This is a genomic window from uncultured Dysosmobacter sp. (assembly GCF_947631165.1).
GTDB lineage: Bacteria > Bacillota > Clostridia > Oscillospirales > Oscillospiraceae > Oscillibacter.
In genome coordinates this window covers 1-9,450 of sequence record NZ_CANRKH010000069.1, presented here as the reverse complement: position 1 = coordinate 9,450, position 9,450 = coordinate 1, and the positions used below count along the sequence as shown (strand labels likewise).

Below are 9,450 nucleotides of genomic sequence, written 5' to 3'. Positions count from 1 at the left end.
CTCCGGCTTCGACCGCTACTTCCAGATCGCACCCTGCTTCCGGGACGAGGACGCCCGGGCGGACCGCTCCCCCGGTGAGTTCTATCAGCTGGATATGGAGATGGCCTTCGCCAGCCAGGAGGACGTGTTCGCCGTGCTGGAGGACGTGCTGCCCCCCATCTTCGCCAAGTACGGCAAGTATGACCGGGCCAGCGGCGCGCCCTTTACGCGCATCCCCTACACCGAAGCCATGGAGAAGTACGGCTCCGACAAGCCGGACCTGCGCATCGACCTGACGGTCACAGACGCAACCGCTGTTCTGGGCGGCTGCGGCTTCGGCCCCTTCGAGGGCAATGTGGTCAAGGCCGTGGTGGTCAGCGATTTCCACGAGACCCGGAAGTTCATCGACAAGACCCTGGCCGACGTAGAAGTGGTCTCCGGCGGCAAGCCCTACTGGTTCCGCCTGGATGAGAAGGGCGAGATCGTGGGCGGCATCGGCAAGTTTGTCCAACCCATCAAGGACGCTGTGGTCTCCGCCCTGGGCCTGAAAGCCAACGACTTTGTGGCCCTCTCCGCCGGAAAGCTGCCCCAGGCCCAAAAGACCGCCGGTGTGCTGATCAAAACGCTGGGCGCCGCTGTCCCCGGCCATATGGACAAAGAGCAGTACGCTTTCTGCTGGATCGTGGACTTCCCCATGTACGAGATCGGCGAGGAATCCGGCGAGCTGGAATTCTGCCACAATCCCTTCTCCATGCCCTCCGGCGGCCTGGACGTGCTGCTGAAGGCCGAGCGGGGCGAGATCGACCCCCTGAGCATCACCGCCGACCAGTACGACCTGGTGTGCAACGGCGTGGAGCTTTCTTCCGGCGCGGTGCGGAACCACGACCCGGAGATCATGATCAAGGCCTTTGAGATGGTCCGGCTGGGCGAAGAGGACGTGAAGGCCAAATTCCCGGCCATGTACAACGCCTTCACTTACGGTGCGCCCCCTCACGCGGGCATCGCCCCCGGCGTGGACCGCATGGTCATGCTGCTGGCCGGTGAAGACTCCATCCGGGAGATCATCCCCTTCCCCATGAACAAGAACGCCCAGGACGTGATGATGAGCGCTCCCAGCGAAGTCACCCAGAAGCAGCTGGATGAGCTGCACATCGCGCTGGTGAAGCCGGAGGCATAAATGAGCGTGCGACAGGAGACCAGGGCGCACCACGCCATGGCGGCGGTGGGCGGCTTCTTCGGCGTCTACGCCCTGCTGACCCGAAACGCCACCTTCGGCTCCTCCGAGACCTCCAACCTCATCTATCTGGTCGTCTCCGGATTGGACGGGACCTGGGGTCCCGCCCTGATCCGGCTGGGGGCCATGCTGTGCTACATCGCCGGGATCGTGCTGGTCGTGCTGCAGCGGCGGCAGGGCCGCCTTGGCAGGATGCGGGGCTGTTCCATTGTCATCGACCTGGCCGCCTGCCTGCTGCTGGCCTGGATCCCGGCGGAGACGGACCCCATCCTCTCCCTCTATCCCATGTTCTTTGCCACGGCGGTGCAGTGGGTCGCCTACTCCCAGGCCGCCGGATTCAACTGCGCCACCATCTTTTCCACCAACAACCTCCGCCAGTTCACCGAGGGGATGACAGAGTACCTCTGCTCCCGAGACGAGGAACAGCTACGGAAGTGGAGGTTCTACGGCGGGACCCTGGTTTGCTTCCATCTGGGGGTTGCCTGGGGCTGGTGGTGCGTGACCAGATGGGGCATTCCCGGAATCTACGGGTGCCTTCCCCTGCTGATCCCTCCGGCGGTATTCCAGCTGCCCCGCAGACAAAACCAGGACCCCGCCGCAGCGGCAAAAGCCGTGAGATAAAAGCCCTCTGAAAGACTTTTGGAACAAACGAAAACGGCTCTCTCCAAATGGAGAGAGCCGTTTATTCTATGCTTTCATCTTCCGATTCCTGATAGCAGATCAGGTCTGCCGGGGTACAGTGCATGATCCTGCACAGCTTTCCAAGGGTCGTGGTGGTGACCGGCCTGTCATGGCGAATCCGCTGCAAGGTCTGAGATTCTATTCCCTCATTCGCCAGATAGTAGTAGGAAATCTGGTGTTCCCGCATATATCGCCGCATCGGCTCAAAAGAAATCGGCACAGCATCACCCCAAATATTATTATATGGGGCTTGCATCTGGATATTATAGTGATTATAATCACGATATAGGAAGGAGGTGCATGATGGATCATCAATCGCTCTACTACAAGGCCTACACAGATGTTTTGGAGGCGTTGGAGGCACAGAATTACGGACAGGCAAAGGCGCTTTTGACCGCCGCCCAGCAATCGGCGGAGGAACTCTATATAGTCAACGCACTTGAAAATCAGCAGAAGGAGATTTTCAACCAGCGGTAATAACCGCTGGACGGACAAAGTCCGTGCGCGTTGACTATGAAGTAGACACGCAGGCCGCCTTGCGGCCACCATCGGCGCACGCGCCGATGGTTTGCAAAGAAGTTTTACTTCTTTGCAAATGTGTCGACTATATCAGCGAAGGAATGGATGCGGGTTGACTGCATCCTTTCTTTTTTTGCGGAACTGTGATATATTGTCTGTATCAATCCTTTGGAGGTGCCTATGAAACGTCTGCTGGCGGCAGTATTGGCCGCGCTCTCCCTGTTTTTCCTCACCGCCTGCGGCGCCCCCTCTGGAGATGCCCCTCTGCCAGAGCCGCCTGCCAAGGAGACCCCCGCTTTCGAACCGGAAGCGATGCCTTCCACCGTGCCGGAAACGCCCATAGAGCCGGAAGCGCCAGAGGACCCCATTGACAGCCTGCTGGCCTCCATGACCCTGGAGGAAAAGGTGGGCCAGCTGTTCTTCGTCCGCTGTCCGGCGGACAGCGCTGTGGAAGATGTCAGCACGTATCACCTGAGCGGCTACATTCTCTTTGGCCGGGATCTCCAGGACGCAAACGGCGGCTGGCTCACGGAGGAAGCGTTTACCGCGGCCCTCCACGCCTATCAGGCCGCCGCCTCCATCCCTCTGCTCATCGGCGTGGACGAGGAGGGCGGCACAGTGGTGCGGGTCAGCCGGAATCCCAACCTGTTCCAAAAAAAATTCCGCTCCCCTCAGCAGATCCAAAGGGAAGCGTCCGGCCATGGGGACGCCTTTGCGGAGGATGCCTGGGAAAAATCCAACGCCCTGCTTCGTCTTGGCATCAACGTGAACCTGGCTCCGGTGTGCGATGTGTCTACAAATCCCGGCGACTTCATCCATAACCGCGCCCTGGGCCAGGATGCCCATGCCACCGCCGAGTACGCCGCCAGCGTCGCCGGCGCTATGAAGGAAGCCGGCATCGGCTGTGTCCTGAAGCACTTCCCCGGCTATGGGAACAACGCGGACACCCACACCGGCATCGCTGTGGACCAGCGGCCCATGGAGACCTTCGAGACCTCCGACTTTCTGCCCTTCCGGGCAGGCATCCAGGCGGGCGGCGGCACTGCCGCCGTGCTGGTGAGCCATAACATCGTCCAATGCATGGACCCGGACCTGCCCGCCTCTCTCTCCCCCGCCGTCCATGAGATCCTGCGGGACAAGCTGGGCTTTGACGGCGTGGTGATGACCGACGATCTGGCCATGAAAGCGGTCAGCGCCTACGCCGGGGACGGCGCAGTGGCCGTCATGGCCCTGGAGGCCGGGAACGACCTCATCATCACCACTGACTACCGCGCCCAGGTCCCCAAAGTCATCGAGGCCGTGGAGCGCGGCGCGCTGGCGGAGGATGTCATTGATGATGCCTGCCGCCGCGTCCTGACCTGGAAGCAAAACCTGGGCCTGCTGGAGGATCTCTCATGATACATCTGCTGAACGATCCGGCCCCGGCCGCGCCGCTGTTCCACGGCTGGCCAGAGACCATCCTCTGGTCCTGCCTGCAAGGGGTCATGGGCGCGGTCTACGGCGACGATCCCTCTGCGCCCCGCTCCGCCGCCGCCGTTTTGGGGGACTTCCGCTTTCTGGCGGGACAGCCCTCGCCGGAGCTGGCGGACCTGGCGCTGCGGGAACAGGGCGCACCCCTTCTCATCCCCAGAGACAGCCGCTGGGACGCGGTGATCCTCCGGCAGTCCGGGGGCCGCGCCGTTCCCATCATCCGGTACGCAACACGAAAGGACACCGTCTTTGACCGTGTGCACCTGGAAAAATTGGCGGCAGGGCTTGAAGATTCCTATACGATTCGTATAATAGATCATGATTTATACGATTTGTGTAAAGTCGAGCCGTGGAGTCGGGATCTGGTGTCCCAGTTTCCGGACTGGAACACCTTCCGGGAGCTGGGGCTTGGCTTTGCCGTTATCCAGAACGAACGGCTCGTCTCCGGCGCGGCCTCCTACGCCCGGTACCGGGAGGGCATTGAGATCGAGATCGACACCCATCCGGACTTTCGCCGCTTAGGGTTGGCCCTGGCCTGCGGAGCGCGGCTGATCCTGGAGTGCCTGGACCGGGGGATGTATCCCAGCTGGGACGCCCACACCCCCGCCTCCCTGGCCCTGGCGGAGCGGCTGGGCTACCAGCTGGACCGCCCCTACGCCGCCTTTGCGGTCTATAACACCTGATCTGAAAGGAAGTTTTTCATATGGAAACCGAAAAGCTCTATTACGCCGACCCCTTTATCAAAGAATTTCCCGCCACGGTCCTATCCTGCGAAAGCGGGAAAACTGGCTATCAAGTGGTGCTGGACTGCACCGCCTTCTATCCGGAAGGCGGCGGCCAACCCGCCGACCATGGAACGCTGGGCGCCGCCGCTGTCACCGACGTGCACGAAAAGGGCGGCGTGATCTTCCACACCTGCGACAGGCCGGTGGAAGTAGGCGCCATAGTCACCGGCGCCATCGACTGGTCCCGCCGCTTCGACCACATGCAGCAGCACTCCGGCGAGCACATCTGCTCCGGCCTCATCTGCGCCCGGTTCGGCTGCGACAACGTGGGCTTCCACATGGGAACGGACATCGTGACCATCGACTTCAACGCCGACATCTCCTGGGAGGACCTGATGGAGATCGAGGCCCAGGCCAACGACTATATTTACGCAGACGTTCCCATCGACATCCAGTTCCACCAGGGCGCGGAGCTGGAGGCTCTGGAATACCGCAGCAAAAAGCCCCTGGAGGGGGAAGTGCGGATCGTCTCCTTCCCCGGGGCGGACTGCTGCGCCTGCTGTGGGACCCATGTGGCCCAGTCCGGCCAGGTGGGACTGGTGAAATTTCTGTCTGTCCAGAAGTTCCGGGAGGGTGTCCGCATCGAGCTGCTGTGCGGCAGGCGGGCGCTGGCATATCTGTCCAGGACCTGGGAACAGAACCGGATGACCGCGCAGCTGCTCTCCTCCAAGCCGGAGCACACCCACAACGCGGTGATCAAGCTGCAAAACCAGCTGTCCGAGGCCAACTCCCGCGCGGCGCATATGGAGGAGGCCGCTTTTGCCGCTATTGCCAAGGAGTACGCCGGAACAGGCGATGTGCTGCTGTTCCAGCCGTCTATGCCGCCGGACAGCGTGCGGCGGCTGGCGGACAGCGTGGCAAAATCCTGCGGCGGCCTGACGGCGGTATTTGCCGGAGTGAGCGGCCCCGGCCATGTGTGCAAGTACAATTATGCTTTGCTTCGCTCCGACGGTGATGATATCTCCGCTCTGGTAAAATCCATGAACGCCGCGCTCCACGGCCGGGGCGGCGGCCGGAACGGCTTTGCCCAGGGCAGCGTGGAGACCCGTCAGGAAGAGATCGAGGCATTCTTCAGAAAATAAGGAGGAAACGCCATGGAATATGTGCTGGTAGAGTGGACCCATGAGTATGAGGACGAGCCGTATGAGATCTATTCCGAGCTGGATGCGGACCGCCGGGAGGTGCGGAAGGTGGAATTTTTCCGAAACGGCCTCTGCTTCTCTTATGGCGGCGACCGCGGAAACTGCGACGCCCTGGCGGACGTTCCCTTTCCGGAGAATCTGCGCGTCATCGGGCAGACTGAGGGCATGACCGCCCGCAGCATCTCCCGCAGCCACTTCCTGGAGGTCTGGAACCAGGCCCAGGAGCGGCCCGACGGATTTATGGGGATGTTTTTCTAAAAAAGGAACCACGGCGGATTACCGCCGTGGTTTTTCATTCCCCGCTGATGTACCGCTCTTCCGCCTCCTGCTGCAATGCAATCAGCTTGGCCGTAATTCTGCGCTTCCAGCAACGCCAGCACGTCGGTGATCCCATTAAAAAGATACAGATACAGCGTTTGATACGAATCACAAATAAAACAATTTTCTTGTTTTATTGGGGCCGCATAAGCGGCCCGGCGGCGCAGCCGCCTGTGATGAAAGTCCATACTTTTCCTGCGCGCCATAGGCGCGGCGGCGCAATACGCCGCAATAAAAACTTTTTTAAAGTTTTTTATCAGGAAACAGTTTGATAATCAGGCATGTTGATTCCTCCCCCCTAACCATTTTGAGTTATTTTAACTCAAAATAGTTAATCTTTGCAAGAGGAAATGGATATCATTTGAAAAGAGGCAGGTGATATCCATGACCATCAGCAGCGCTGTGCGCCTTCGCATTCTGGACCTCTGTGAAAACCGGGCAATTTCTGTCAACAAGCTCTGCACCCTGAGCGGTGTGACGCAATCCACGGTAAACAACATCGTCAGCGGGCGCAACCACAGCACGACTCTCTCCACCATACAAAAGCTCTGCGATGGACTGGATATCACCATTCCGGAATTTTTTGATTCTCCGCTTTTTCAGGATCTGGAACAGGAAATACGATAATACTGTTTCTTGATAACATTCTTAAGGGGCTACGCCGCCAGGCCGCTTACAGCGGCCTGGATAAAACGATTAGATCGTTTTATCCAGAATTCGTACCCTCAGTAGACAAAGGGCAACACGCCTGCCAGCGGCTAAAATCAACGCTGGCGGCGTCATCGTCCTAGGTGGGCGCCAGCCCACCGTCGTCCTCTTCCTTGCCAGCGCCGTTTTTTTCTCGCTGGCAGGTCTTTAGAGTTTTTCGGGAGTAGATTTAGTGGCCAGCAAGGCAGCCGAGGCCGCCGGGCTGACGCCCAGCAACGAGGATAACGCAGTCAGCCGCTCAAGATGCCCCGAAAAACCGTATTGCCCTTTGTCTGCTGAGGGTATAAAAATCTCCGGCAGCTTTCGCTGCCGGAGGTTTTTTGCAGTTTCTGTCACACGATCAGGAAGAACTTCACCAGGAACAGGGCGGAGATCACATAGGTCAGGACGGAGACGTCCTTGGCCTTGCCGCTGAATACCTTGATGACGGTGTAGGCAATGAGGCCCAGGCCGATGGCGTGACCGATGGAGCCGGAGATGGGCATGGCGATCAGCATCAGCGCCACGGGGACCATCTGATCCATGTCGTCGAAGTCCACGTTCTTCAGGCCCATCAGCATCAGCACGCCCACATAGATCAGAGCGGAGGAGGTGGCGGCGGCGGGGATAATAGCGGCCACAGGAGCGATGAACATGCAGGCCAGGAACAGCACGCCGGTGGTCAGGGCCGTCAGGCCGGTGCGGCCGCCGGCCTCCACGCCGGAGGCAGACTCCACGAAGGTGGTGACGGTGGAGGTGCCGGTGCAGGCGCCGGCCACGGTGCCGATGGCGTCGGACAGCAGGGCTTCCTTCATATTGGGCATGTTGCCCTCTTTGTCCACCATGCCGGCCCGAGAGGCGGTGCCCACCAGAGTGCCGATGGTGTCGAACATGTCGATCATGCAGAAGGTGATGATCAGCGTGACGGCAGTGAACAAGCCGATATCCAGGAAGCCGGAGAAGTTGAACTTAAAGAACGTGGTCTCCATCATGTCGGCAAAAGGCGGAACAAAGGAGGCTCCGGCCAGAGAGGCGAAGGGATTGGTCCCCAGGAACACGGCCTGGCCGACCCAATAAATGATGGAAGCCACCAGCATCCCGATCAGCACAGCAGCCCGGATGCCCTTCTTGGCCAGGATGACGATGACGAACAGGCCGATGAACATGGTCACCACAGTGAGGATCATGGGCGCGTAGCCGCTGCCCATGCTGGTCTGAGCCACGCTGGGCGTCAGGGCGCCGAAGAAGTCCCGCATCACATAGAACGGGCCGCCGTTTTCCGAGTAGATGCCGGCGTTGGAGCCAAGGCCGATGTTCATCAGCATCAGGCCGATGGCGGGAGAGATGCCCAGCCGGACGCCCAAGGGGATGGCATCCACGATCTTCTCGCGGATATTCAGAACGGAGAGGATGATAAATACGATGCCCTCGATGAGGATGATGACCAGAGCCGCCTGGAAGCTCTCTACATAGGTCAATCCGGTGAGGCCGGCGACGTTGGCCACCACCACGGCGAAGAAGCTGTTCAGGCCCATGCCGGGGGCTAGCGCAAAGGGCTTGTTGGCCAAAAAGGCCATGCAGAACATGCCGACGGCGGAAGCGATGCAGGTAGCCATGAACACGCCGTTCCACAGCGACGAACCTACATCAAAGTTGGTCAGGAGGTTGGGATTCAGGGCGATGATGTACGCCATGGTCATAAAGGTGGTGAGACCCGCCAGGATCTCTGTGCGGACCGACGTCCCATTGGCCTTCAGCTTAAAGATCTGTTCCATAAATTCCCCTCTTTCTCTGTTTTTCCAAAATGGGCCTGTTCAAAAAATTTTTTGCCGGGAAAAACAGTTTTTCTGTTTTTATCATACGGGATTCCAGCCGCAAATACAAGTGTTCTCTGTCCGGCATTTCAGAGAAAAGGGTCGACCTTTTTTGGTTGTTTCGATACTTTTTGAAAAATACTACGCTTTTTTAAGAAAAAAGTGTCGGAAAACCGACAAAATCGGTCTTCCGACAAAGGGCGTTCCACCGTCTAATATTGAAAATGGGTCCCGTAATAGTACTCCAATCTCTGGTAGCGGTCCAGTGCTGCCTGTCCCTCCGGGTCCAGCGTTTCGGTCAAAACGCCGTTTTGCTCGTATCGGCCCACAGTAGTCAGCACCGGCAGCTCCCACCAAACTTCGGCGGCGGCCTGGGTCCAGGCGTTCCCCTGCCAGCCGCACTGGTCGAACAGCAGGTTCATCAAAAAACAGGAGGACACGTCCGGCCCCTCCCCAACGAAGTCATTGTCCAGAGCGGCTTTGGCCGCGCCGTTGGCCCAGAACAGATACCGGGTCCCGTAATAATTGCGGAAACCCTCCTCTGTGGAGGTATCCAGGTCTACCCCCAGCTCCTGATAGGCGGAGTTGCCGTCGCCGAACCAGGGCTTGTGGTCGCCGAACACTACCAGGACCACCGGGCGATCCTCCTTCCGGAGCTGGTCCATCAGCCATTGGAGCTGCTCCGCCGTGTCGGACACGGAGCCGAGGTAGTTATCCACAATGTTGGTGGTGGCCGTGGAATAGCGGCCGTCGGTGTAGTGCTTGCCCCGCCAGACGCTCTCGGTGTCATAGGGGCCGTGGCCCTGATAGGTCACGTTGAA

General features: G+C 59.5%; 12 protein-coding genes. 8 read left to right on the top strand and 4 right to left on the bottom strand.

Annotated features, from left to right (window positions below; all coding sequences use genetic code 11):
* Both Q0Z69_RS16015 and Q0Z69_RS16010 read left to right on the top strand, forming a co-directional pair.
* The coding region (locus tag Q0Z69_RS16015) for an amino acid--tRNA ligase-related protein (RefSeq protein WP_298035407.1) at positions 1-1,156 on the top strand (1,156 nt) is incomplete at its 5' end.
* On the top strand, positions 1,157-1,834 hold the full coding sequence (locus Q0Z69_RS16010) for a YoaK family protein (RefSeq protein ID WP_298035406.1): 678 nt from the start codon (positions 1,157-1,159) through the stop codon (positions 1,832-1,834). It begins immediately after the preceding gene.
* Positions 1,835-1,895: 61 nt separating this feature from the next.
* Here the strand turns inward: Q0Z69_RS16010 and Q0Z69_RS16005 are convergent, their stop codons facing one another.
* Positions 1,896-2,081: a helix-turn-helix transcriptional regulator gene (locus Q0Z69_RS16005; protein WP_298035405.1), complete on the bottom strand. Its 186-nt coding sequence runs from the start codon at positions 2,079-2,081 to the stop codon at positions 1,896-1,898.
* A gap of 113 nt (positions 2,082-2,194) precedes the next feature.
* Between Q0Z69_RS16005 and Q0Z69_RS16000 the strand changes: the two genes are divergently transcribed.
* The 5 genes from Q0Z69_RS16000 (at position 2,195) to Q0Z69_RS15980 (ending at position 6,068) form a co-directional block, all read left to right on the top strand.
* Complete coding sequence (locus tag Q0Z69_RS16000; RefSeq protein ID WP_298035404.1) at positions 2,195-2,371, top strand: hypothetical protein; 177 nt, start codon at positions 2,195-2,197, stop codon at positions 2,369-2,371.
* Positions 2,372-2,593: 222 nt separating this feature from the next.
* On the top strand, positions 2,594-3,811 hold the full coding sequence (locus Q0Z69_RS15995) for a glycoside hydrolase family 3 protein (protein WP_298035403.1): 1,218 nt from the start codon (positions 2,594-2,596) through the stop codon (positions 3,809-3,811).
* Entirely contained in the window at positions 3,808-4,566 is a 759-nt protein-coding gene (locus Q0Z69_RS15990; RefSeq protein WP_298035402.1) for a GNAT family N-acetyltransferase, read from the top strand. The genes Q0Z69_RS15995 and Q0Z69_RS15990 overlap by 4 nt, the downstream gene beginning before the upstream one ends.
* 20 nt (positions 4,567-4,586) lie before the next feature.
* Positions 4,587-5,750 (top strand): alanine--tRNA ligase-related protein, encoded by a 1,164-nt coding sequence (locus Q0Z69_RS15985; RefSeq protein ID WP_298035401.1) that lies wholly within the window; start codon positions 4,587-4,589, stop codon positions 5,748-5,750.
* Positions 5,751-5,762: 12 nt separating this feature from the next.
* Positions 5,763-6,068: a DUF6881 domain-containing protein gene (locus Q0Z69_RS15980; RefSeq protein ID WP_298035400.1), complete on the top strand. Its 306-nt coding sequence runs from the start codon at positions 5,763-5,765 to the stop codon at positions 6,066-6,068.
* On the opposite strand, the gene Q0Z69_RS15975 is transcribed toward Q0Z69_RS15980, so the two are convergent.
* Complete coding sequence (locus Q0Z69_RS15975; protein WP_298035399.1) at positions 6,065-6,316, bottom strand: hypothetical protein; 252 nt, start codon at positions 6,314-6,316, stop codon at positions 6,065-6,067. The two genes, Q0Z69_RS15980 and Q0Z69_RS15975, sit on opposite strands and share 4 nt — an antisense overlap.
* Positions 6,317-6,512: 196 nt before the next feature.
* Here Q0Z69_RS15975 and Q0Z69_RS15970 point away from each other — a divergent pair, with 196 nt between their 5' ends.
* Positions 6,513-6,755 carry a helix-turn-helix transcriptional regulator gene (locus Q0Z69_RS15970; protein ID WP_298035398.1) on the top strand — a complete coding sequence of 81 codons (243 nt, stop codon included), beginning with the start codon at positions 6,513-6,515 and terminating at the stop codon, positions 6,753-6,755.
* Positions 6,756-7,168: 413 nt separating this feature from the next.
* Here Q0Z69_RS15970 and Q0Z69_RS15965 read toward each other — a convergent pair whose 3' ends face one another.
* Both Q0Z69_RS15965 and Q0Z69_RS15960 read right to left on the bottom strand, forming a co-directional pair.
* Complete coding sequence (locus tag Q0Z69_RS15965; protein WP_298035397.1) at positions 7,169-8,590, bottom strand: NCS2 family permease; 1,422 nt, start codon at positions 8,588-8,590, stop codon at positions 7,169-7,171.
* A gap of 251 nt (positions 8,591-8,841) precedes the next feature.
* Positions 8,842-9,450: sulfatase-like hydrolase/transferase (locus Q0Z69_RS15960; RefSeq protein WP_298035396.1), on the bottom strand; the 609-nt coding region annotated here is incomplete at its 5' end.